The 22,994-nt window shown below is 31.7% G+C and carries 23 protein-coding genes; 2 read left to right on the top strand and 21 right to left on the bottom strand.

What is annotated here, in order from left to right; all coding sequences use genetic code 11:
- Window positions 1-782 precede the first annotated feature (782 nt).
- The 18 genes from lipA to ACQ3F0_RS22835 form a co-directional block, all read right to left on the bottom strand.
- A complete protein-coding gene (gene lipA, locus ACQ3F0_RS22920) occupies window positions 783-1,664 on the bottom strand; it encodes a lipoyl synthase (RefSeq protein ID WP_428868106.1) in 882 nt (293 codons plus the stop codon).
- Window positions 1,654-2,349, bottom strand: coding sequence for a lipoyl(octanoyl) transferase LipB (gene lipB, locus ACQ3F0_RS22915; protein ID WP_428868105.1), 696 nt, complete (start codon window positions 2,347-2,349; stop codon window positions 1,654-1,656). The genes lipA and lipB overlap by 11 nt, the downstream gene beginning before the upstream one ends.
- A 159-nt stretch (window positions 2,350-2,508) precedes the next feature.
- On the bottom strand, window positions 2,509-4,212 hold the full coding sequence (gene lpdA, locus ACQ3F0_RS22910) for a dihydrolipoyl dehydrogenase (protein ID WP_428868103.1): 1,704 nt from the start codon (window positions 4,210-4,212) through the stop codon (window positions 2,509-2,511).
- Window positions 4,213-4,238: 26 nt separating this feature from the next.
- A complete protein-coding gene (locus tag ACQ3F0_RS22905) occupies window positions 4,239-5,225 on the bottom strand; it encodes a dihydrolipoamide acetyltransferase family protein (RefSeq protein WP_428868102.1) in 987 nt (328 codons plus the stop codon).
- Between the two features lie 17 nt (window positions 5,226-5,242).
- Window positions 5,243-6,220 (bottom strand): alpha-ketoacid dehydrogenase subunit beta, encoded by a 978-nt coding sequence (locus tag ACQ3F0_RS22900; protein WP_428868101.1) that lies wholly within the window; start codon window positions 6,218-6,220, stop codon window positions 5,243-5,245.
- Between the two features lie 18 nt (window positions 6,221-6,238).
- A complete protein-coding gene (locus tag ACQ3F0_RS22895; RefSeq protein WP_428868099.1) occupies window positions 6,239-7,207 on the bottom strand; it encodes a thiamine pyrophosphate-dependent dehydrogenase E1 component subunit alpha in 969 nt (322 codons plus the stop codon).
- 66 nt (window positions 7,208-7,273) lie between these two features.
- Complete coding sequence (locus ACQ3F0_RS22890; RefSeq protein WP_428868097.1) at window positions 7,274-8,074, bottom strand: MBL fold metallo-hydrolase; 801 nt, start codon at window positions 8,072-8,074, stop codon at window positions 7,274-7,276.
- Window positions 8,075-8,375: 301 nt separating this feature from the next.
- A complete protein-coding gene (locus ACQ3F0_RS22885) occupies window positions 8,376-9,326 on the bottom strand; it encodes a sugar-binding transcriptional regulator (RefSeq protein ID WP_428868096.1) in 951 nt (316 codons plus the stop codon).
- A gap of 182 nt (window positions 9,327-9,508) precedes the next feature.
- Window positions 9,509-10,495: a lipoate--protein ligase gene (gene lplA / locus ACQ3F0_RS22880; protein WP_428868094.1), complete on the bottom strand. Its 987-nt coding sequence runs from the start codon at window positions 10,493-10,495 to the stop codon at window positions 9,509-9,511.
- A 4-nt stretch (window positions 10,496-10,499) separates the two neighbouring features.
- Window positions 10,500-10,763, bottom strand: coding sequence for an HPr family phosphocarrier protein (locus ACQ3F0_RS22875; protein WP_428868092.1), 264 nt, complete (start codon window positions 10,761-10,763; stop codon window positions 10,500-10,502).
- A 16-nt stretch (window positions 10,764-10,779) separates the two neighbouring features.
- Window positions 10,780-11,922: a cysteine desulfurase family protein gene (locus ACQ3F0_RS22870; protein WP_428868091.1), complete on the bottom strand. Its 1,143-nt coding sequence runs from the start codon at window positions 11,920-11,922 to the stop codon at window positions 10,780-10,782.
- Between the two features lies 1 nt (window position 11,923).
- The gene (locus ACQ3F0_RS22865) at window positions 11,924-12,211 is read right to left on the bottom strand and encodes a hypothetical protein (RefSeq protein ID WP_428868089.1); all 288 of its coding nucleotides are present in this window, start codon (window positions 12,209-12,211) and stop codon (window positions 11,924-11,926) included.
- 42 nt (window positions 12,212-12,253) lie between these two features.
- Complete coding sequence (locus ACQ3F0_RS22860) at window positions 12,254-13,396, bottom strand: uroporphyrinogen decarboxylase family protein (protein ID WP_428868088.1); 1,143 nt, start codon at window positions 13,394-13,396, stop codon at window positions 12,254-12,256.
- Window positions 13,397-13,445: 49 nt separating this feature from the next.
- A complete protein-coding gene (locus ACQ3F0_RS22855) occupies window positions 13,446-13,901 on the bottom strand; it encodes a PTS sugar transporter subunit IIA (protein WP_428868086.1) in 456 nt (151 codons plus the stop codon).
- Window positions 13,902-14,023: 122 nt separating this feature from the next.
- Window positions 14,024-15,262 (bottom strand): PTS transporter subunit IIC, encoded by a 1,239-nt coding sequence (locus ACQ3F0_RS22850; RefSeq protein ID WP_428868085.1) that lies wholly within the window; start codon window positions 15,260-15,262, stop codon window positions 14,024-14,026.
- 160 nt (window positions 15,263-15,422) lie between these two features.
- Window positions 15,423-15,734, bottom strand: a complete 312-nt coding sequence (locus tag ACQ3F0_RS22845) for a PTS sugar transporter subunit IIB (RefSeq protein ID WP_428868084.1) — start codon at window positions 15,732-15,734, stop codon at window positions 15,423-15,425.
- 47 nt (window positions 15,735-15,781) lie between these two features.
- The gene (locus ACQ3F0_RS22840) at window positions 15,782-16,429 is read right to left on the bottom strand and encodes a class II aldolase/adducin family protein (protein WP_428868083.1); all 648 of its coding nucleotides are present in this window, start codon (window positions 16,427-16,429) and stop codon (window positions 15,782-15,784) included.
- Window positions 16,430-16,446: 17 nt separating this feature from the next.
- Window positions 16,447-19,335, bottom strand: a complete 2,889-nt coding sequence (locus ACQ3F0_RS22835) for a sigma 54-interacting transcriptional regulator (RefSeq protein ID WP_428868082.1) — start codon at window positions 19,333-19,335, stop codon at window positions 16,447-16,449.
- Window positions 19,336-19,759: 424 nt separating this feature from the next.
- Between ACQ3F0_RS22835 and ACQ3F0_RS22830 the strand changes: the two genes are divergently transcribed.
- Window positions 19,760-19,984 (top strand): helix-turn-helix domain-containing protein, encoded by a 225-nt coding sequence (locus ACQ3F0_RS22830; RefSeq protein ID WP_428868080.1) that lies wholly within the window; start codon window positions 19,760-19,762, stop codon window positions 19,982-19,984.
- Between the two features lie 207 nt (window positions 19,985-20,191).
- Window positions 20,192-20,422 (top strand): reverse transcriptase N-terminal domain-containing protein, encoded by a 231-nt coding sequence (locus ACQ3F0_RS22825; RefSeq protein ID WP_428868078.1) that lies wholly within the window; start codon window positions 20,192-20,194, stop codon window positions 20,420-20,422.
- 128 nt (window positions 20,423-20,550) lie between these two features.
- On the opposite strand, the gene ACQ3F0_RS22820 is transcribed toward ACQ3F0_RS22825, so the two are convergent.
- The 3 genes from ACQ3F0_RS22820 to ACQ3F0_RS22810 all read right to left on the bottom strand — a co-directional run bounded on the left by ACQ3F0_RS22820 (window position 20,551) and on the right by ACQ3F0_RS22810 (window position 22,508).
- The gene (locus ACQ3F0_RS22820; protein ID WP_428868076.1) at window positions 20,551-20,715 is read right to left on the bottom strand and encodes an RHS repeat-associated core domain-containing protein; all 165 of its coding nucleotides are present in this window, start codon (window positions 20,713-20,715) and stop codon (window positions 20,551-20,553) included.
- Between the two features lie 68 nt (window positions 20,716-20,783).
- Window positions 20,784-21,632, bottom strand: coding sequence for a reverse transcriptase domain-containing protein (locus tag ACQ3F0_RS22815; protein ID WP_428868075.1), 849 nt, complete (start codon window positions 21,630-21,632; stop codon window positions 20,784-20,786).
- 504 nt (window positions 21,633-22,136) lie between these two features.
- On the bottom strand, window positions 22,137-22,508 hold the full coding sequence (locus tag ACQ3F0_RS22810) for a hypothetical protein (protein ID WP_428868073.1): 372 nt from the start codon (window positions 22,506-22,508) through the stop codon (window positions 22,137-22,139).
- Between the last annotated feature and the right edge of the window lie 486 nt (window positions 22,509-22,994).

The raw sequence follows: 22,994 nt of genomic DNA, 5'->3' as shown, positions 1-22,994 counted from the left end.
ATCTGCTGAACATTTCTAATAGATTTAATACACTTTCATCCTTCAAGTCACTTTAATCTAAAGAACTGTGCAGCAGCTCCGTTACAAGATATATCAGATTATACTTAGACAAATTGACAAGCTTTCAGTAAAAATAATATTTACAAGCATTGAAAAGCTGGCAAACATTATCCTCACTGAAAGTCATGTCCATTCTTCGTTTTAATTAAGAAATACATAAATAGCTATGCCCTCCTCTTCTCTCCATGACAAACCCATTTATGTAAAGACAATGACAAATTATAAAGGAGCTAAATTGGCTGCACCAAATAAGCTCCCTTATAATTTATTGATTTAATTATTACCACCGTCATCTGGATGATCAAAAGTTATCATACAACTTGGCCATTCAGTTGGATGATTTCTAATTTTTATCAAATAATGTCTCATCTTTTCCAAAAACTGTTCTGTACTATTTTTAAATATACGATGATATTAGACTGTTCCAGTCTGATTAGACACATAGAAACGTACATTTACTAGCTTATTATTAGAATTACTTAAAATTTTTGTACCATAAATAATATTCAAATACGATTAGGACATGCTAGATTATAATAATTTTACTCCAACTTTAATTTATAGAAGAAAAGTGGTGGTTCTTTATTATCTTCATAGACACCTATTTTTGTTGAAGTAGAACCTGGATTAATGATTAGCATTTTAAATCCCATTTTTTCACTCCCTTTTATTTGCTTACTTTAAACTGCTGATGGATTTTAACCATACACCCCTCATATTATTTATCCCGGATTATTCATAGATTTAAATTTCATTAATTCCTTCATACCTTCAAAAGCTTTATAGGAACTTCTAACAAAAGGTGCTGATGCAACAAATTTAAATCCTTTTTCAAGCGCAATATTTTTGAATTCTTGAAATTTTTCCGGACTTACAAATTCCTTAATTGGTATATGTTCTTTCGATGGTCTAAGATATTGGCCTAAAGTGATAATATCACAATTTATTTCAATCAAATCATCCATAACTCCGATAACATCCTCATAAACTTCTCCTAATCCAAGCATCATTCCAGACTTGGTATAAATTTTACTATCCATAATTTTCACTTGTCTTAATAATTCTACAGACCTTTCATACACTGCGTTCGGTCTTACTTCACTGTATAAAACTGGTGTAGTCTCAATATTATGATTAATAATATCAGGTTTAGCTTCTACAATTTTTTTAAGAGCATTCCAATTCCCCTTTAAATCTGGAATCAATAATTCAATTGTAGTAGCCGGATTCAATTTTCTTATTTCTTTAACTGTTTCAGCAAAATGTTGTGCTCCCCCATCTTTTAAATCATCCCTTGTTACTGATGTTACAACAATATGTTTCAATCCTAGTGTTTTGCAAGCCTGAGCAACATGATATGGTTCTTCTACATCCAATGGCATAGCACATCCTTTATCCACTGCACAAAATCTACAGCCTCTTGTACATATGTTTCCCAAAATCATAAAAGTTGCAGTTTTATTTTCAAAACATTTTCCCCTATTAGGACAATTAGCACTTTTACAAACAGTATGAAGTGATAAATCCTTAAATATATTTTCCATTTCTTGCAAAACTTTAGCATTTGGAGATTTTTGTTTTAGCCATTCTGGTCTAGAACTCATATAATTTCTCCTTTAAACGATTGTTTTCTGTACAATCTGCCAACTCTATTTCAAAAACTTCTTTAAATTTTTCTACAATTCTATCTTCAACCTGGTAATAACTTACCTCTTGGACAAAGTCATCAAGAGATGCAATACCAAATTCAGTTATTCCACATGGATTTATAAACCTAAAATGTTCTTTGTTCACAAAAATATTGAATGCTAAGCCGTGCATGGTAATCCATCTTCTTACCTTCACTCCAATTGCTGTGATTTTAGAGTCTTTCACCCAAACACCTGGATATTTAGGCTTTCTTCCCCCTTCTATTCCATATGTTTTTAAGGTCCTAATAACCACTTCTTCTAATTGTCTTACGTACCAATGAATATCTTTTTTAAATCTATTTAAATTTAACAATGGATAGGCTACTAATTGTCCTGGTCCGTGATAAGTAATATTTCCACCCCTGCTGCTATCATAAAGTTCAATTCCTTCTTCTTCTAATTTTTCTTGAGAAATAAGCAAATTTTCCTTACCACCGTTTCTCCCAATAGTAAATACCGTTTTATGCTGCATAATTAATATAATGCCTACCATTTCATTTTTTTCATCATTAATCAAATCAAAAGCTCTCTTCTGTAGCTCTAATCCTTCTTTATATCCTATTAGTCTATCAAATTTTATTACATAACATTTCTCCATAATAATAACCCCGCTTTATGTTAGGCTTAATCTCTTAAATTAGTAAATTTCTTATATATTAATTCCATTCCTTTTTGAATTTAATAACTAAATAAATCTATTTTACAAAAAATACCACCTTTGTTAATGGTGGTATTTTTTGTGCAATTTAATCTACTGTTAAACATGTATAGCTTTATCAACTATACCAGCCGCTGCTTCCATAATACCTTCTGAAAGCGTAGGGTGAGCATGAATAATATCTGATAATTCATGTACTGTTCCTTCCAATTCCATAACTACTGCTATCTCTGCAATTAAATGGGCTGCGTCTGGGCCTATTATATGAGCCCCTAATATTTCACCCCAACGCTCATCTGCTATTATTTTTATAAATCCTCTAGTATCATCTGAAGCTAAAGCCTTACCTAATGCCATAAATGGAAATTTAAATGTCTTATATGGCAGCTTTCTATTTTTGGCCTCTTCCTCTGTTATTCCAACACTTCCAATTTCCAGGTCAGTGAAAATACAATTTGGAACTACATCATATCTCATTTCTTTTTCTTCACCAAACATATTTTCTACTGCAGCTATTCCCTGGTGAGATGCTACATGAGCAAGCTGAAGCTTATTTGTAATATCCCCTATAGCATATATATTTTCAACATTTGTTCTAAGCTTATTATCTACTTTTATATAGCCTTTATCATCTGTTTTCAGCTTGATATTCTTGAATGAATCATTATTTGGTTTTCTGCCTATTGCTACTAATATTTCATCAGAATCTATTGAACTTCCATTACTTAAATGTACTTTGTATCTTTTGTTACTTTCTGTAATCTTTTCTACTATAGTTTTAGTATATACATTTATTCCTTTTTCCTTGAATTCTTGCTGCAGCAAGCCTATAACATCATTATCCATCATAGGAATAAGCTTTGGTAGCATCTCAACTATAGAAACCTCTACTCCAAATGCAGAGAAAATACTTGCCATCTCTACTCCTATAACGCCTCCTCCAATTATACAAAGCTTCTTTGGAAGACTTGTTAAATCTAGAATTTCCTTAATATCTTTGAATCTCACATTTCCTTCAGTTGGTATCTTAACTGAACTGGATTCTGTACCAGTTGCAATAATAATATTTTTAGCTAAAATTATATCTTCTTTGTCTTTATTTTTAACTTTAATCTTATTTCCTGTCAAAATTTCAGCTTTTCCATTTATCAGCTCAATTCTATTTTTCGTGAATAATTTATTTATACCATCAACCAATGTATTAACAACTTTGTCTTTCCTATTAATAATTTTTTCCCATTCAAAGGCTGAATCCTTTGATTTAAATCCGTATTTTTCAGCATTTTTTATTGTATTCCATACTTTAGCATGATGAACTAATGATTTAGTAGGAATACAACCCCAGTTCAAGCAAGTGCCGCCAAGCTTTTCCTTTTCAATGACAGCTACCTTAGCTCCTAATTGAGCAGCCCTAATTGCCGCAACATATCCTCCTGGTCCTGCTCCAATGACACATAAATCATATTGCTCAGATGCTGTTTCTTCTTGTGTTTCAATTTTTTTTATGGTCTCTTCTTTTTCATCTTGATCCTTTGAGTTGTTTTCTAAAGAAGGTATTTCTTCTCCTTCCTGCCCCACAAAAGCAATAGGAGAATTCACTTCTACCATTTCACCCTCTTTTCTATATAACTTTAGAATAGTTCCCTCAACTATGGCTTCAACTTCTAAATTCACCTTTCCAGTCTCTACCTCAAAAACCGGGTCACCCTTTTCAATTTTATCGCCTTCCTTACACATCCATTTCAACAGTTTGCCTTCCTCCATAGACATGTCAAGTTTAGGCATTATCATAAATTGTCCCATATAAACCGCCTCCTTTTCCTGCTATCCTATAGTAAAATACACAATGGTTCCTGTAATAGTTCCTTAAGGGTTTTTAAGAATTTACAACCTTCAATTCCATCAATATGTCTATGATCTAAGGTTAAGCTGAAACCTGTCATTTTTCTAATAACTATCTCCCCATCCCTGACAACTGGTTTTTCCTCAGTCTGCCCAACGGCTAATATACCACTTTCTGGCTGATTAATAATTGGGGTAGCAAAGTCAATAGGATACATTCCCATATTACTAATTGTAAAGGTACTTCCCGTACACTTATTTCCAACTAATTTCCCTTCCCTTGCACTTTTATAAAGATTCTTTCCTACTATATGAATATCACTTATTGAACTTTTATTTGCATCCTTTATAACAGGAACTATAAGCCCATCATCCAAGGCTACAGCTACACCCATATGAATTTCTTTATGGTTTATTATGCGATTATCTGCATAGGATGAATTTATTATTGGATGCTTTTCCAGAGCCAAAGCCACTATTTTAACTAGAAAATCCGTAACTGTTAATTTCTCACCATTTAGTTTATTAAACATTAAATTTGAATTTTTTATAAGATCAAATAGATTAGTTGTATCAATTTCACTAAATAATGTATATTGCGGTGCAACCTCCATGCTTTCAAGCATTCTTTTAGCAACGATCTTCCTCATAGGCGATGCTTCATTTCCCGGTAATCCTTCATCACTAATTTCCTTCTCAGCTCCTAAAACTAAATCTCTTTCGTCTAATAATCCTAAAATAGCCTTCTTTTTTATTTTCTCTTCATTATTTTCTAATTCACTAATATCTAATCCATAATAATCTGCCATTCTCTTGGCAACGGGAGTAATTCTCACTGATTTTTTAAAGCCTAACACATCTTTTGAAAGGATGCTTCTAAACTCTCCCGTTCCTGGAATTAAGGAAATATCAATATTTAAATCATCCGCAAGTTTTCTTGCGTAGGGAGTAGCAAGTATAGTTTCTTTCTTCATTTATTCTCACTCCTTAACTACTTAAATAGTTTTCTTGCAAGGTCTATTATTTCTTCTTCATTTGGAACTACTTGCTTTTCCAACTCTGGATTATAAGGAATTGGAATTTCTGCTCCGCACAATCTAACTATTTTTGCATCTAGATAATAAAATGCATCACTCTCGGCAATTCTTCCAGCTATATCTCCGCCAATTCCACCGTTTTTATTTGCTTCATGAACTATCATAAGTCTATGTGTCTTTTTCACAGATTCTAAAATAGTTTCCATATCCAATGGTGCAATTGTTCTTAAATCAATTACTTCTACAGAGATACCTTCATTCTCTAATTTTTCAGCTGCATCTAAAGCTCTTTGAAGCATTCTTGAGTATGTCACAATAGTTAAATCTTCACCTGCCCTCTTAATATCAGCCTTACCTATTGGCAATACATAGTCTTCCTCTGGTACATTGCCACTTGTTCGATACAACAGCTTATTCTCAAAGAAAATAACAGGATTATCCTCTCTGATTGCTGCTTTTAGTAATCCTTTTGCATCATATGGAGTTGCCGGCATAACCACTTTTAGTCCAGGTATATGAGCAAACCAGGCCTCAAGGCTTTGAGAATGTTGTGCAGCAGATCCAGTTCCTGAACCAGCAGGTGTTCTAACTACCAAAGGAACTTTAACCTGTCCACCTGTCATGAAACGCATTTTTGCTGCGTGATTAGCCAATTGGTCTGCTCCTAAGGCTACAAAATCGGAAAACATAATCTCAATAATAGGTCTTTCTCCTAAAAGTGCTGCTCCAATTCCTGCACCTATAAATCCTGGCTCTGAAATAGGAGTTTCTATTATCCGCTCCGGACCAAATTCATCATAAAATCCTCTTGTTACACCAAAGCATCCACCATATATACCTATATCCTCACCCATCATGAATACTTTATTATCTCTATACATTTCTTCCCTCATTGCTTCAGCAATAGCTTGCAAATAAGTAATCTTACGCATAAGAATTCCCCCCTTTATTTATGCATATATAAATTGTGAAATTTCTTCTAATGTAGAGTTAGGACTATTTTCTGCAAATATTCTAGCTTTCTCAATATCATCATTTGCTTTATCCTGCATTGCATTAAATTCACCCTCTGTTATAACATTATTCTCTATCATATAATTTTTCATGAACTTAATAGGACATTTTTCTTTCCATTCCTTTTCTTCTTCTTTGGTTCTATATTTTCTTTGGTCACTCTTTGAGTGTCCTAACCAGCGATAAGTTTTACACTCAAGTAGAAATGGTCCATTGCCCTCTCTCATATGCTGAACAATCTCACATACAGTTTCATATACTTCCAAAACATTATTTCCATCAATTATTTTACTTGGGATATTATAAGCAGCTCCCCTGTCTGCAACATTTTTTATTGGCATTGAATAAGCAATTGGAACAGACATACCATACATGTTGTTTTCGCAGATATATAATACTGGAAGTTTCCAAATGCTAGCCATGTTTAATGATTCATGAAAAGTTCCCTGATTGTTTGCTGCATCCCCGAACACACAAGCTACAACTGAATCTTTATTTTGTCTTTTTAAAGCTAAAGCCATTCCAACAGAAATAGGAAATGTTCCTCCAACTATTCCCGATGTTCCCATGTTACAGGATGATATATCCGCAATATGCATCGAACCTCCAATTCCCTTGCAGTGACCATCTTTTTTACCAAACAACTCTGCCATAATTCCATTTAAATTTCCACTCTTAGCTATACAATGACCATGTCCCCTATGGGTTGGTTGCAACCAGTCATCTTTTCTGAGTGCATTCGATACTCCTGAAGCTACAGCTTCTTGACCTATACAGAGATGTGTTGTACCATGAATTTTCCCCTGCATAAACATCTCATTTACTTTTTCCTCAAAGCTTCGTGATAAAAGCATGTCATTTAAAAGCTTGATTTGAATTTCTTTTTTAATTGAGTACTTTTTCATTTTCATTCCTCCTTGCATATTTTTATTAACACTAAATTATTAAGCAATAGTTTTTTTAACCATTTTTCAGCATCTTCTTAATTTTTTATAAATTGCCGCCATGGATTCTTTATAAATGGTGTATTTCTCTGCACCTTCCATATTTCTTGCTAATTTAACCTCTGCTTGTTTAATCCAACCATACTTATCATGATTTGCATTTGGAAAATGCATATAGCCAATTTCAACAGGAGAAATATATTTATCAATTATCAATTGACCAATCTTCAATGTAAGAAATGGGAAGTTCAATAGAGCTACATCAATCTTCTCTTCTAATAAACTACGGTTTTGAAAATTCGTCTCGTTTACTTCAGCATCACCTAAATGTAATAATTTTTTATCACTAAAACCAATAATGTATCCAAAATTTTCTATTTCAGTAAAACACTCTCCTTGATGAGCAAACCTCATAGCCTTTATTTTGATATCCATCAACGTAACTATAAACGTATCTGTCATATTACTAATTTTGCATGTGATAATTCTATCTCTAAATTCATGATAATTCTTTTCTTTTTCTAGCAGCGCCACAACACCAGGAGTAGCAACTACAAAAGTCTCCCTTGATTCTTTAAGAAATTCCGCTGTAGCCATTGGATCAAAATGATCTCCATGAGAATGCGTAAACAATAATATGTCAATTTTCCCAAAAGGATCTCTACCCATTTTCATGTCTTCGTACAACTCTTCATGAACTGTTTCATAAACTAGTTGCTTCTGAGTATGTAATCCATCAATTAGAATATGCTTCCCTTTATATTTAATTAAAAATCCAGCATTGGCAATGTGCATCAACTCAAATTCCTCATTTTCCCCTTTCATCATCTACTATCCTTTCATAACGAAATCACATTTAATTTACTAATCACTATATATTAAAGTCTAACACCTTTTTTCACATATGTCAATTATATTTATATAATTCACATATGTGAATTATATAATTCTTCTCAACAAAGCCACTTTCTTAACTAAAATACTGGCACTTTGGGATTATTATCATGCCACATCTCCTATCTGCCAATCTTTCCGTAGTAAATGTTAAACTTAAAATGTAGTAAAAATGCAAAAAAGCAGCACATAAATGTGCTGCTACCTAATTCTTTATTTGATTTTGGACTACTACTTATAAAAGAGCTTCAGCAACAATCTCGTCAACTGCCAACACATTAATGAAATCTCCTTGTAAAACAGCTTGTATTGCCTCAACCTTATCGATTCCAACTGCCGATCCAACTCTAATTTTAGCTCTCTTTATATCTTCGATCTTTGTTGTGATTGTTTTATCAGATATATGGGTAACGCAAACCTCACCATTAGAATTGATTTGATGACCTGCCAAGTCGGCTTTAGCCCCCGCTTCAATCAATTTAATAGTATCTTCTTTATTTATGTACCCAGCTCTATACATAGCATGATGTCCTTTCGCCACATTACCAATCCCAAGAAGTACAATATCTAATTGCTTTAAAAGTTTAAAATGCTCTTCAATTTGTGGTTCTTCTAATAACAAATCCCTTAACACTTTGCTTTGCACAAGCAAAGGTACATTGAGCACATGAGGTTTTGCACCTATTTTATTACTTAATCTTTTTGCTAATTCAAGACCATCTGACTCAACGCTTGATGTTCCTATCCCCCCTACTAATTGAAAAACATTAACGTCTTTCTTATGCTCCAATATTACTTCAAAGGACTCAACTACACTAAACAATGTGGTTCCCCAAGAAATTCCTATTTTCATATGATCCTGAACAATGTTTTGTATATACTTTGCTACAACATTACCAATTTCATGTTTTGATGTCTCAATATTATCATAATTTGGAATAATTATTACATGCTCTAATCCAAACTTATCTTTAACTCTTTTTTCAAGTTCGCTTACTTTTGATGTTGCTTTATTAATTTTGAATTCAACAATCTTTTCTTGAACACATAGTTTAAGAAGTCTAGACACATTTGAACGAGACGAAGTTATTTTCTTCGCTATTTCATCCTGTGATAAACCTTCAATATAGTACATTTCAGCAATATTAATCAATAAATCCTTTTTGGACAATTTCTTATCACTCATAACACCCTCCACTTGAGATTTTTCCCTTTTTACAACCTTCATTTCACATATGTCACAATAAATGATACCATACAACTGAAAATTATTTCAAGTGTTTATCGAAAAAACTAAATCTAAATTGGTTTTTTCTGTAATACTAAGTATATTATTGGGTGAGTAGACTGATATTAATATTTATAATTTTATATCAAAACTTGAATCAATTTTTGAACATTAATACCCAAAAAGTACTTATTTATGTCTAATTCTTTTAATACATTTAGTATAGAAGATTCTTCATATTTAATTCCAACTAATTTTTCCTCAATCTCTTCAACATTTTCACTACTAAAAAAATCTCCATAGAACTTGCAACTACCGATATATCCATTTTCAACATCTAGAAGTGTTTCTATCTTTCCTGAGTCAAATTTCTTTACTTTCTTAATATTAAATTTAGGCGATTCACCATAATTCCACTGCCAAGTTTTATATCTTTTATTCATTATTTCTCTTACTTTTGACTCTTCATCTACATTTAACTCATATTCATGGAAAACTTCCATTTCCTCCTGCAAATACTTTAAAAGTATCTCTTTAAACTCTAATACATGGATTTTGTCATTGAGATAATCAGATATATTAGCAACCCTGCTTCTAACTGATTTAATCCCTTTAGAAATAATTTTATCATCTGACACACTCAAAGATTTTACTAGCTCGTCAATATCTGAATTGAACATTAAGGTACCATGATGTAACAAGCGGTTTTTTTTCATATATTGTGCATTACCAGAAAATTTCTTTCCATCAATAACCAAATCATTTCTGCTATTAAAAGTTGCTTCAATACCAATTTTTTTTAGTGCTTTAATTACTGGTTTTGTGAATTTTCTAAAATCAAATTGATAATTAACCTGATTTTTAACTATAAAAGTAAAATTCAAGTTCCCCAAATCATGATATACTGCTCCTCCACCTGAAAGCCTTCTCACTACATTAATATTTTTAGATTTTACATAATCTAAATTTATTTCTTCTATTGTATTTTGATGTTTACCCACAACTATAGTTGGTGCATTTTGCCACAATAAAAAACAATCTTCATTTTCATTAAATTCAGTAAGTATATACTCTTCAAAAGCCAAATTATAATAAGGATTATTAGATTTATTTTTAATATATTTCATAAAATCACTCCCGCAATCCTGATTTTACAAGGTTTACCAAAGTATTCACTGCTTCTATCTCATCTACCCCATCTGCACAAATTTCTATCTCAGTTCCACAGACAATTCCCGCTGTTAATACTATAATAATACTTTTAGCATTAAATGATTCTTCTCCGCATATTATTTTAATATTTGACTTGAATTTTCCTGCTTCTTCAACTAAAATTGACGCAGGTCTAGCATGTAATCCCGATTCATTAGTAACTTTAACACTCTTTTTAACCATAAAACTCTCCTTATTATTAAAAATTAATCCTTCTCAGATTGTTAACAATCTTGTACAAATTATCTGATAAATATTTTATTTCTTCTACTGTATTTTCTTTGCCTAATGAAATTCTTATAGTACCTTTCATATATTCTTCAGGAACTTTTCCTGCATTTATAACATGAGAAGGTTCTACTGTTTTTGAATTACAGGCTGAACCCATAGATATCATAATCCCTTTTTGATTCAGCATATAAAGGATACTTTGACTATCAACCCCTTTAATACTGATGTTTAATATCCCTGGTACAGAATTATTAGTATCTCCATTTAATATCCAGTCTTCTATTTGTCCTAATTGGTCAATCAGTATAGACCTTAAAAACTGTAAATGCTTTTTTCTATTCTCTTGTTCATCCAACAGCAATTCTACAGCTTTACCAAATCCAATGATGTTAGCAACCGCTTCCGTTCCTCCTCTTATGTGATTCTCCTGCTGTCCACCATGAAGTAGAGGTGTCAAAGGCGTTCCTTTCCTAACATATAATACCCCTGCACCTTTGGGTCCATATATTTTGTGGGAAGAAATCGTTATTAAATCTGCATTTAATTCTTTCACATCTATTTTCTCTGTTCCTATAGCCTGAACAGCATCAGTATGAAAAACTATTCCCTCTCTTTTTGCAAAATAAGACATTTCCTTTACCTGCTGAATTGTTCCCACTTCATTATTGGCATACATTACAGAAGCCATAATAGTATCTTTTCTGATTGCTTTTCTAAAGTCATCCAATGATATTTTAAATTTACTATCTACTGGTAGATAAGTCACCTCAAACCCCTGTGTTTCCAACCATTCAAAGCTACTAAGCACTGCATGATGTTCGATTTCCGTTGTAATAAGGTGTCTACCCTTCTCCTTCAGTGCCCAGGCTGCTCCTTTTATAGCTAAATTATCTGCTTCAGTGCCTCCACTAGTAAAGATAATTTCATCATCTTGGCAATTTATCAATGATGCAACATTATTTCTTGCCTGTTCAATTCCGTTAGATACTTCTTTTGCATCAATGTATAATGATGATGCATTATAGAATTTTTCATCTAGATAGGGTTTCATACTATCAAATACTTGTTTATCAACAGGAGTTGTAGCAGCATGATCAGCATATACTTTCATTTTATTTCTTCTCCTTTAAGTGATTTACAATATCATTAATAACATTTCTTTCGCCAATATGAGTAATAAATGGCTTCCCCGTCAACAATAAACATGGGAGGTTTTCATAAAGAGGAATCATTTGAATTAATATATCTAAATCCTTATGATCTACTTCACTTTTTTCAAATACATTTTGAATTTCAACTTTAGCATGTATATCTTCTTTATTACATGCATCTCTAATTAATTCCGCTGCTCGAAGCATGGTAGTTCCACATAAACCTCCAACAATAAGCACTTTATACATTTATAACCTCCCATATTTATATACAAATAATTAAATTTCACTTTATAAATCTATATTTATAGGATATTTACCATATTTTCTTGCAAGATCACACATTAAAATTAAGTTACTGACAGGTACATCAGGCTGTACTACATTAGCAGGTGCTAGAATGAAACCACCACCTGGAGCCAAATCTCTAATTCTTTCTTTTACTTCCATCTCTACAATTTCTGGCGGTCCTGCCAAACGTTCCTGTAAATCAATCCCACCAAAGAATACAATATCTTTACCAAAATCTTTTTTTAATTGAGCAGTATTCATACCCGTTGCTAAAGGCTGAATAGGGTTAAACACTTCAATCCCAGCCTCTATCATATTTGGTATTATTTTTCTTATTGAGCCACAACAATGCTGATAAATTTTTGCATTAGGCGCTTTACTTTTAATAAATTTATTCAATTCTATTCTATATGGAAGCATAAATTCATCATACATCTGAGGAGAAATAAATGGCGCAGTCTGAAAACCCAAATCATCTTGTGTTTCAACAATCTGCACATATGGCCCTGCAGTACTTAATAACTCATCGTAAAAACCAAGTAAAACATCTAATATTTTACCCATCATTTTATGAACGAATTTTTTATTTATCACCATGTCCATAACAAAATCTTCAAAACCTCTCAACTGAATTCCTAAATCCCAGAATCCCCTTGATGGAGAACGAGTAGAAATAGCAAAATCAGTATCATTATACCAATGTTCAACATCTGCCTTTAAATCCCTATCTCTATTTCCTTGAGATGGTTTTGGCCAATTATAAGTGTTAAGATCAGATATTTCAGCACCCTTTAATGGATTATCTATCCATTCATTGAACATACCAACTTTTTTTACCGTTACTCCCCATTCATTTACATAACTGCCATCTTCATTTTTTTGAGCTTTAAAGTCTAAATTCGACTTTAGAAATACATGCCTGAAGTCCCCACCTAGTTTATCAAAAACCCTAGGGTCATAAATATTGTCTCCATGACCACTTCTAAATGGTTCTACATCACCTTCAATTTTAAAATGCTCTTTTAATTGATAATAAACTATATCATTGACACTAGCTCCACTAGATCCAATACAAATCGGAACACGATCTGGTTCTTCAAAATTCAGTACTTTATGAACTCTCTCTCTTGATGTTAATTCCATAAAACTCCTCCTATATTCCTATATATTCTTTCAAAATTTTTTCTGCTATTTAGTTCTGATACTTTTTTAATATTCTAACTACTTCATATGGTGTAGTTGCTGAATAAATTTTTAAAAGAGCTTCTTTATCTGAAAAACATTCCATTAAAGTTTGAAGATCTTTAGCCTGCTCACTTTCATTTGCATTTGCAATTAAAAAGACAATTTCAACATCAATTTTCTCTTCTGGATTTGCCATATTATTAAAAATAACTGGTTTTTCAAGAAGTGCTACAGCTACCCCTGATAAAATAATTGACTCTGAACTTGCATGTGGAATAGCAACTCTTATACCTTCCGTAGGTAAGCCTGTAGGAAATTGCTTCTCTCTTTCCAAACAAGCATCATAATATTCTTTCTTTACATTTCCATTTATCTCCATGCGTTCCACTAATTTTTTTATAACTTCTTTGCTATCGTCTGCTTGCAAATTAACTATAACATTTCTTTCATCAAAATTTAACAACTTATTCACATCCTTTATTATTGGAGGAAGCTTATTTAATACATTAATTCAAGAGCACCAAGCCCCTTAGTTTTGTTTAAATTTCACTTTATGAAATAATATAAAATAAGCTCCCAATAGTCTTAAGTAAATAAACTAAATATCTTAGTTATAATGAAACCTAAAAGGTCTCCTCCCATATCAAAACTTGAATTAATTACATTTGCATCTGAAAGGCCTAAAGCAGCCATTGTTCCTGTATGTACAGGGGCCATTGCAGTAGCTATATAGAATGCAGGAATCATCCATACTAGAGTGAATAACACTATCCTAAAAACATTCCCTTTAAGCTGTGGTGCTGCTGCTCCACACCAATATGGTACTATTGCAAGACTAGCAATTGGAATCATTCCATTACCTGGAAGTAATAAAGCTAGTATTACAGCTAAAGGATATACAAGTACTGCTGAAGCCATTACTGATGGATGTCCAACTAATGCTGCACAATCAACTCCAACATATAATTCTTTTCCTTCAAACCTATCTTGTACAAATTCATTAACAGCATTTGCTATAGGAATTACCCCTTCACATAATACTGATACAGCTTTTGGTAAAAATATCATTAATACACCAATCTGAATACCCAAATTTAATACTGCAGCATAATCATATCCTGCTAAAATACCTATTGCTACACCTATAACTACTCCCATTACTCCTAATTCTCCAAAGATACCCATTCTTTTTCTAATATTTTCTGGCGAAGCATTAATGTCTCTTAATCCAGGTATTTTATCAATTAATGCGTTAAAAGGCTGAGCAAAAATTCCTAATAAAGATACTGCACACGGTACAGAAATTCCTGGAAGTCCATTAAATTCCTGATATTTCTTAGCTGTAGCATCAGCAACCCATGAGCCTATTACAAGAAATATAACTGCTGCTATTACGCCAAGTATAACACTTCCTGTAGCATACCATACAAATCCGCCTACAACCTGACCATGCCAGTAACTCCAAATATCTGTCCACATAGTTTTTGTTAATCCTGTGAATATCATAATTATATTCACAATAATAATTGCAACTATAACTAGAGCCAAACCAGGCCATGAAAAAGCAATACCTGCTGAACCCCAACCTACATCTGTAACTGTTAAAGACGTATTAAACCTTTCTGAAAAAGCTTGAATAGCTGGTGTCAATGTAGCCGTTGCATTATTAATAATTACAAATAAACCCGCTAAGCCTATCCCTGCATAAATACCGCCTCGTAAACTATTTTTAAAACTAGCCCTAAATATAAGACCTAAAATAAACATAACTATTGCAACCAAGACTGGTCCACCTAAACTTCCTAAAATTGCAGCAATATTCATATATGAATCCTCCTTGTTTTCTATTGATAAAAAACTTAAAAATTGATATTATATCAATATAGTCAAATATTCATAAACCCTTTATTTATGAATATTTGATATATGCCAAGCATCACTACTTTTTTTAAGAGACCTGGTAGTGGTGCTTTTTAGTAAATAACTATTTAACATAAATCTCTTCCATTTTAGCTATAATTTGCTTGGTTAATTTTTCTTTTGCTTTTCTAGAACCAATTAAATATGGAAGCCCTTGGAATGATGGAGCCCCAAATGATTCATCCACTTTTGTCATCCAAACAATCACCATATTTTTCCTTCCTTTGTATGGGTCCATATCACCAATCATTAAATGCTTTACTTCAACATCTGTTACCCCATCTTTTTCAAGATAGTCTTTTATAGTGATTTTAGCATTTGTAGAAGTGTTTATCCCTGCTCCACAAACACATAAAATTAATTTACTCTCAGCCATTTTCTCACCTCCTTTCACAAATGATGCATTTACAAATGTAAGCTTTTTTATTGTCCTACACTTTTTTTACAGTATTCATATGCCAATTTAGCTTGTTCTGGATTTAATATATAAGGTTGCCCCATTTGATATGCTATAGAAGCTACATGAGCTGTAACTTCTATAGTAACCGCAACTTCTAAACATTCTTTTAAATCTTTCCCGACAACTACAGGACCATGATTCTCAAGGTTGCAAGCCATACCTGTTCCTAATGTATCTACAATATTGTTCAAATATTCTGGAGTATGTGGTCCCGGATGAATAGGTGTTACAACTGGTACCGATCCACCAACCAAATTTGCCTGTGTAGTAGTTACAACAGGAATTTCTTTTCCTAAAGTAGCAAATGCAGTAGCATATCTTGAATGAGTGTGAATCACAGCTCCAACATCAGGTCTTGCTTTCATTATTTCTGTAAACATATCAGATGCTACAGAAATTCTTCTTCCACCGTCTATAATATTTAAGTCAATATCTATTATACAAACATCCTCCCATGTCATATCGTCATAGTCCATACCGCTACCAGTTATTGCTATATAACCACTTTCTTTGTCCCTTGCACATACTGTCCCTCCAGCAAGAACTACAAGATTATACCTTGTTAATTTTTTTGCTACCTCTAGCACTTCTTCTCTCAATTCTTTTAACATTTAATTTTCATCCTTTCTCACACAATTTTTTCCATTAACTTAATTAATTCATTTTTATTATTACAATTTCTTATTGAATCCATAATATTTACATTTCTCAAAACTTTTCGATTAAAGTGTTCAGGAAAATCTGCAGAATGTGTATTTGTTGCCATTACAAAGATAACATCCACATCTATTACGTCCCATTTAAAGGGTTTATTAACTTTCATTACTGCAAATCCACTTTTTAATATTTCCTTTGAAGTAGAAGAATGTATTATAGCCACACCTTTCTCTGTCACATCATACAGACAAGTAAGCCCCATTTCCTCTCTAACCCATACTTCCTCTATATATTTATCAGTTACGTATCCACGATTTTTCATTTGATTACATAAAAATTCAATCACTGATTTTTTATCCTTCATTGAAGTTTTAATATATATAAGATCTTTATCAAACTCGAGAGTATTGTTATCAGTTTTGAATTTATATATTTTTTCTATTTTTTCCTGAATATTTGAGGTAATAACTTCGTTCATCGATATGAAAGGTATATCCTCAAGTTTTGGGTTAATTGTTCCAACAACACATATGATATTGAATTGTTGTTTAAGATATTTTATTCTATCCAAAAGCCCTTCTTTTGTTAGAACTCCTAGAGCCATTATTTCAATATCAATATTCTCCAAAGTTCTATCAAGCATTTCCTTTAAATATATACTTGTACCTTGTCCCGTCATACAAGTGGTAATTAATAAAGGTTTTAATTCTTCTTTACTTTCTCTACTAAAGTCATTTTCACTATTAACTGTAGATTTATTTAATTTACTAGATAATTCATCTAATGTAATTTCCATTCTTCTCGACATTCTTATTGCTTCCATTAATAGAACAATCTCAACTCTTTTTACAGTTTTTATGGGAATCCCTGTAGTTTCATTTATTAACGGAGCAAAGGTTGCAAGAGATCCCATATCAACCATTATTAATACTCCCTTACCCTGATTTAATAATTGTACCTCTTCAGCAGCTTTTCTTAAGATATTTTTAGGGCTTTCCTCTAAAGGCATTTCAATGGAACTTATATTTGCTTTTCCCATTAATGTCTGTCCAATTTCAACTAACTCCTTAGCTATGTGACCATGAGTAATTACCAAAATTCCAATATAGGGCTCAATTTTTTTTTCTAAATAGCTTCCTAGATACATTGCTATGAATCCTGCTTCCTCATCTGGAATCTTATATCCTATTTCAGTAGAGATAAACTCCGTTATTTTCTGGGCTGCCTTATACTCTTCTATATATTTTTCCTTAATATATAACAGCTTAGGATTTACTATTTTTTTTCTCATTTTTACCCTATTAATAGTTTCTTTGATATGTAAAGCTATGGAATAGAAAAACTGTGCATCATAGCTTTCTATTATTTCATTAGCATGTTCTAAAGCTTTTTCTACTAAATTTGTCATATTAGCGCCTATAATCTTAATTATCATGCTTTTATTAATTGTTTTATTTCTTTTCTCTATTCTATTCTTGATTTTGTATTCAATCTCTTCCCCAATAATTTCATTTATTTCTTCAGATTTTAATTCTGTATTAATTAATTCTAGATATCTATCATCAATTAAATTATAAATGGTTTCAGCATTTAGGTTCGAGATATCATCATCTATCAACTGTCTGTTTTTATCATCTACAGATACTATTAATCCATCATTTGATATAAGACTTCTCAACATTTTCCTATTAGAGTGCGTTTTTAATATACCCTTTTGAGCTTCTTTAGGTAACATACTTAGCTCAATTATTATTTCTTTACTCTCTTCTGTTAGAGATTTTAAATATCCTTTTGCCAGGCATACCTGTATATCATTAAACATTTTACCAATATTTCCTATGGGCTCATATAGTAAATATGAGTAACATGCATCTCTTGTAATGTTTATAGCTTTTCCTAGTTGTCTAGCTTGAATAGTTAAATACCATTCAATTAACTGTAATCTTTCTACAATTGGCCTTTCAACTAAACTGGGTAGTTTAATAGTCATTGGAATTCGTCTTTGAAAAGTATCTAGTAAACACTCTTCTGGTTTTTCAGTAGTTGCCCCAATAATTAATGTCTGTATTTCTCTTTCATTCTCACTTTCACCTAAAGGTCGGTATTTACCTAAATCAATTAGTTGAAACAATATTTCCTGCCCTTTGGGTGGCATACGATGAATCTCATCAAGGAATAAGACTCCTCCATTTGCTCTTTCTATTAATCCTTGTCTTGTATTCTCTGCTCCTGTAAAAGCTCCCTTTTTTACACCAAATAATATTGATAAAAGTAATTGTGGATTATCTGCATAATCTGCACAATTGAAACTAACAAACTCAGAACTTTGGGAAAATATTTTATTTGATTTACCAAATTCAAACATTGTCTTAGCTAATAGACTTTTCCCTACACCACTTTTACCTATAATTAATGTGTTTAAACCCTTTGGAGGATAAAGGACTGCTGCCTTAGCTAATTTAATCGATGCAGCCAAACTTTCATCATGGCCAATAATAGATTCAAATGAGTCATTTTGTTGTTTTAATGATTGAGGGCTTGTTTTCTCATAAGAACTTGTATTAATTTCATTTAAAATACTATTTACTAAATATCTGGTAACAGAAAAACCTCTTTGTTTTAAGATTTTTATTAGCTGACCTGGTTTAACGTTTTCATCTTCTGAAATAATTTTATTTATTTCCTCTTCCAAAATAGTCTTGAGCCGAATTCTTGAGTCAGGAATATCTAATTTTTTTCTTATCTGAGTTATGTATCCTCGCTCACATCCAGCCATTTTTGCTAAATCAATATCTTTATAAGGCTTTTTCTTGTCTTCATTTTTAATTAGCTCATTTATTCTAGAATTAATGTCTTCCATTTTGTTTGCACCTCACTTTCTTATAAAGCAAATTATATGCCAAAAAATAATAGAATACTGAAACTCGCTATTTTCCATGCTTTCACCACCTTGTGAAAATAATGCATTTACATTTTTTTAAATTTACAACCTATAAAAATATCTAAATTATGAGTTTTCATCATTTTATATATTTAATTATACAGAATTGTCGAAATAATTTAAATGTTTTTAATTTTGTAATTACATTTTTTAAACAATTGTATGGAATATTTCTTGAAAACTTCGAGTTTAAAGAAAGGATGCGTTTATCATGGATTAATATGTATAATGTTCATAGAGAACTTAAAGATACTTATGGAGGAAGAAAATCTACTATGACTAAATGATGAAATGCAACTGTAAAAGAAATGATTGAAATTACTGAATACTGCCTTGCTAATGATTGAAAACAGCTATCGAATGTAACGTTTCATATAAACAAGTTTATTCATGGGTTAGAAAATATAAGAATCTTGGAGTTGAAGGATTACAATACAAACGTAGTAAGAGAAATCTAAAGAATGACCTACCACTGGAGAAATTAATGGACTTAACGCTTAAGAAACTTGAAACTGAGAATGATCGACTTTGTGTGGAAAATTTACTTAAAAAAAATTGGCATAGCTAGATCTTCTTATTATAAATAGCTTAATAGAGTTCCTAGTAAAAGAGAGCTAGATAATATGACACTTCTTGAGAGAATTAGAGAACTTTATAACGAGGTTAAAGGCATCTATTGTTATAGAAGGATAACAATGACTTAAATATTTCCTTAAATCAAACTTCAACCATAAGAGGATTTATAGACTCATAAGGCTAGATGGCCTAAAAGACATTGAGGGCAGAAGAAAAGGATAAAAAGCGAATTGCTAAAGCAACAGCAAAGGGTTACAATAACAAAACCAAAAGATTAGAATACTTATTAACACACTCTTTTTTAGCCAAAGCTTACGCAGTAAGAAAAGTAACTACTAACAAAGGTAAAAATACATCGGGTGTAGATGTAAAATTATGGTCAACGTCTGCATCAAATATTATAGAGCAATGCAAACATTATAAGCACTAGTACTTGAACCAATAGCGGGAACTAAAGGCGATAATATCTCCATCGTATTTCGGCGCGGGCTACGTGCTAAAGATGCATGTGAACAAATCTTCTGTGTCTTAGCACGAAAATGTTCACCAACATGGATACTAATACCTTGATTGCAGATAGTATAGATTTATCTCACTATCATATCTATATCCACTATACCTATATGGATTCTTCTCTCCAAGCGAACTCGCTAAACTTCCAGTTGTTGAAATTAATTTTCCCCAACTGTCATATACATATTCTTGAGTAAATATGGGCGTCACCGCCCATACTCCTCGACGGAACCGTACGTGCCCTACTAAGGCATACGGCTCTTCACATCATATTTTAATCATCTATAGAATAGACTTACTTTTATTTCTGGCTCTAATAACGGAAAAGTTCTAAGCAGTCCATTATAAAATGTATCAGCTGTGTAACTTCTTCTTTCACTTCTTCTATTAAGCCATTTAAATAGCAACCATTTGACCATATTTAAATAACTTTTCACACTTCTTGTATTATCCGTAACCCCGTAATATTGATAGTGTCCTCTAAGTTTCTGATTAATTTTCTTAATCAATATTTCTACGGGCATTGTTCGATTATACTTTATCCATTCTTTCATTTTCTTGATTTTACTTCTAAGTTTCTTCTTGCAAGTCTTAACTTTACATCGAAAGAATTCTTTATTGCCATTTTCACTACAATAGAATGTAAATCCCAGGAAATCAAAAGTTTCGGGTTTTCTTAGTCCTCGTTTTGCTCTATTTTGCCTAGCAAACCTCCCAAATTCTAATATCTTGGTTTTATCCAACGCTAATTCCAATCCGAATTTCTTAAATCTCTCTATAAGATTTTGATAAAATCTTTCAGCTTCCCATTTATTTTGAAAGCAACATACAAAATCATCGCAGTATCTTATTAAGTACGCCTCTCCTTGGCAATTTCGTTTTACCCTAACATTGAACCAATTGTCCAATACATAATGCAAGTATATATTTGCCAATACTGGTGAAGCTCCATTTCCCTGCGGTGTACCTCGTTCACTATCCAAATATTTACCATCTTCCATTATTCCAGCTTTTAAGAACTTCTTTATAATTTCTATAAATTTCTTATCAGCTATATCATGTTCCAAGAACTTTAGCATCCATTCATGGTCTACATTATCAAAGAAACCCTTTACATCTGCTTCCACAATGTAATTAACCATTCATAGTTTATATTAAAATGATCTTTGACGTTGGAAAAAGTACCATATAAAATACTATTCCATAAAATAAACATCCTAAAATTAGCCCTATAGCAAATCCTAACAAACAAAAATACTTATTAATCTTTTTTATTTTTGTAATCAAATTTTTGCAAAGGATATCTCCAATCATTAAACTATTTCCTTTCATATGTTTTCTCTGAATAAAAAAGTCGGGTGATACCTGACCCATTAGCGATGGAGCTTGAGCCCGAGCTTGCTTCTGTTGTAATTTCAATTAACCAAATTATATCACTAAGAGAATACTTGTTTTTCAATAATTATATGTAAATCTAGTAATGGTGGAATTTATAAATTCTTATACAAAAATAAAACAAGAAGCTAATTTAAAGCTTCTTGTCATCATTTCTATGTTTTAGAATTGCTCATAAAAATATTTATTGAAATAAAATTATAAATTATTACTAACTCTATGTACTGTGTTATATTTTATTGAGCTATCGGTTGAGTTTTTAGAGAATTTATTTTTTTCGTCTTTCCAATTCCTACAGCCATCAAAATAATCATTGGAGCTATGAATGGAGCATAAAGAAGAAATACTAATCCTGCAACACAATAAAGAACTAGCCCTGTTATGCAAGCCCAAACCTTTGTAGATAGAAACGAAATGATATTAAAAATAACAGCTAGTAATACCAAAAACATATGAGGTGCAACTAAAGCAGTTGCTATAATTGCACCAGCTTGCTCAGTTCCTTGACTACTACTTGATGCTCCTAAAAAATGAGTTAATATATAAATTAAATACAAACCCCCTAACACCATAGATACAAAAACCACTTTACTACGTTTATCAAACATTTTATAACCTCCTCTTCCAGAGGAAATTATATCACATTTTCTATTATATGTCTATATTGTAATTACATTTAACATTTTCATTATATTTATGTTCTTTGAAATTATTGTAACTATGGATTCTAACTTTCATAAATTCATAGTTTAAGTTGTTTATCTATAAAAACTCAAACTATAACTTCAAATACCTGCCCTCATGAAAATACAGCAGCAGGTATTTTTGATTTTAGCTAATCCAAAATTGGATTCTCTAAAAAGTAAAGTTTTTTATGAATAATCTAATTACTCAAATAGTTAAATACGCTTTTTATATTATTCACAAATAATTAATTGGTTGATATAAAAAATAAGAGTATGCTCAATTTAAAATGGTACCTATAGAATGGACACTAAGAAAAGGTGTTTATTCTATAGGTATTTTTTTGTATACTTTATTTAGAAGAAAGAGAGGTTGAATTTAAATGAGTAAAATCACTTTCACTGAAGAAG

It is taken from the genome of Clostridium sediminicola, assembly GCF_050402865.1.
Taxonomy (GTDB): Bacteria; Bacillota; Clostridia; order Clostridiales; family Clostridiaceae; genus Clostridium_AF; species Clostridium_AF sediminicola.
This window is presented reverse-complemented; position numbering and strand designations above follow the sequence as displayed.

Excerpts from the sequence above, each read along its gene's own strand:
- lipA (WP_428868106.1), bottom strand. The coding sequence starts at position 1,664 with ATGAGTTCTAGACCAGAATGGCTAAAACAAAAATCTCCAAATGCTAAA.
- lipB (WP_428868105.1), bottom strand. The coding sequence starts at position 2,349 with ATGGAGAAATGTTATGTAATAAAATTTGATAGACTAATAGGATATAAA.
- lpdA (WP_428868103.1), bottom strand. The coding sequence starts at position 4,212 with ATGGGACAATTTATGATAATGCCTAAACTTGACATGTCTATGGAGGAA.
- ACQ3F0_RS22905 (WP_428868102.1), bottom strand. The coding sequence starts at position 5,225 with ATGAAGAAAGAAACTATACTTGCTACTCCCTACGCAAGAAAACTTGCG.
- ACQ3F0_RS22900 (WP_428868101.1), bottom strand. The coding sequence starts at position 6,220 with ATGCGTAAGATTACTTATTTGCAAGCTATTGCTGAAGCAATGAGGGAA.
- ACQ3F0_RS22895 (WP_428868099.1), bottom strand. The coding sequence starts at position 7,207 with ATGAAAAAGTACTCAATTAAAAAAGAAATTCAAATCAAGCTTTTAAAT.
- ACQ3F0_RS22890 (WP_428868097.1), bottom strand. The coding sequence starts at position 8,074 with ATGATGAAAGGGGAAAATGAGGAATTTGAGTTGATGCACATTGCCAAT.
- ACQ3F0_RS22885 (WP_428868096.1), bottom strand. The coding sequence starts at position 9,326 with ATGAGTGATAAGAAATTGTCCAAAAAGGATTTATTGATTAATATTGCT.
- lplA (WP_428868094.1), bottom strand. The coding sequence starts at position 10,495 with ATGAAATATATTAAAAATAAATCTAATAATCCTTATTATAATTTGGCT.
- ACQ3F0_RS22875 (WP_428868092.1), bottom strand. The coding sequence starts at position 10,763 with ATGGTTAAAAAGAGTGTTAAAGTTACTAATGAATCGGGATTACATGCT.
- ACQ3F0_RS22870 (WP_428868091.1), bottom strand. The coding sequence starts at position 11,922 with ATGAAAGTATATGCTGATCATGCTGCTACAACTCCTGTTGATAAACAA.
- ACQ3F0_RS22865 (WP_428868089.1), bottom strand. The coding sequence starts at position 12,211 with ATGTATAAAGTGCTTATTGTTGGAGGTTTATGTGGAACTACCATGCTT.
- ACQ3F0_RS22860 (WP_428868088.1), bottom strand. The coding sequence starts at position 13,396 with ATGGAATTAACATCAAGAGAGAGAGTTCATAAAGTACTGAATTTTGAA.
- ACQ3F0_RS22850 (WP_428868085.1), bottom strand. The coding sequence starts at position 15,262 with ATGAATATTGCTGCAATTTTAGGAAGTTTAGGTGGACCAGTCTTGGTT.
- ACQ3F0_RS22845 (WP_428868084.1), bottom strand. The coding sequence starts at position 15,734 with ATGGCTGAGAGTAAATTAATTTTATGTGTTTGTGGAGCAGGGATAAAC.
- ACQ3F0_RS22840 (WP_428868083.1), bottom strand. The coding sequence starts at position 16,429 with ATGTTAAAAGAATTGAGAGAAGAAGTGCTAGAGGTAGCAAAAAAATTA.
- ACQ3F0_RS22835 (WP_428868082.1), bottom strand. The coding sequence starts at position 19,335 with ATGGAAGACATTAATTCTAGAATAAATGAGCTAATTAAAAATGAAGAC.
- ACQ3F0_RS22810 (WP_428868073.1), bottom strand. The coding sequence starts at position 22,508 with ATGTTTGATAAACGTAGTAAAGTGGTTTTTGTATCTATGGTGTTAGGG.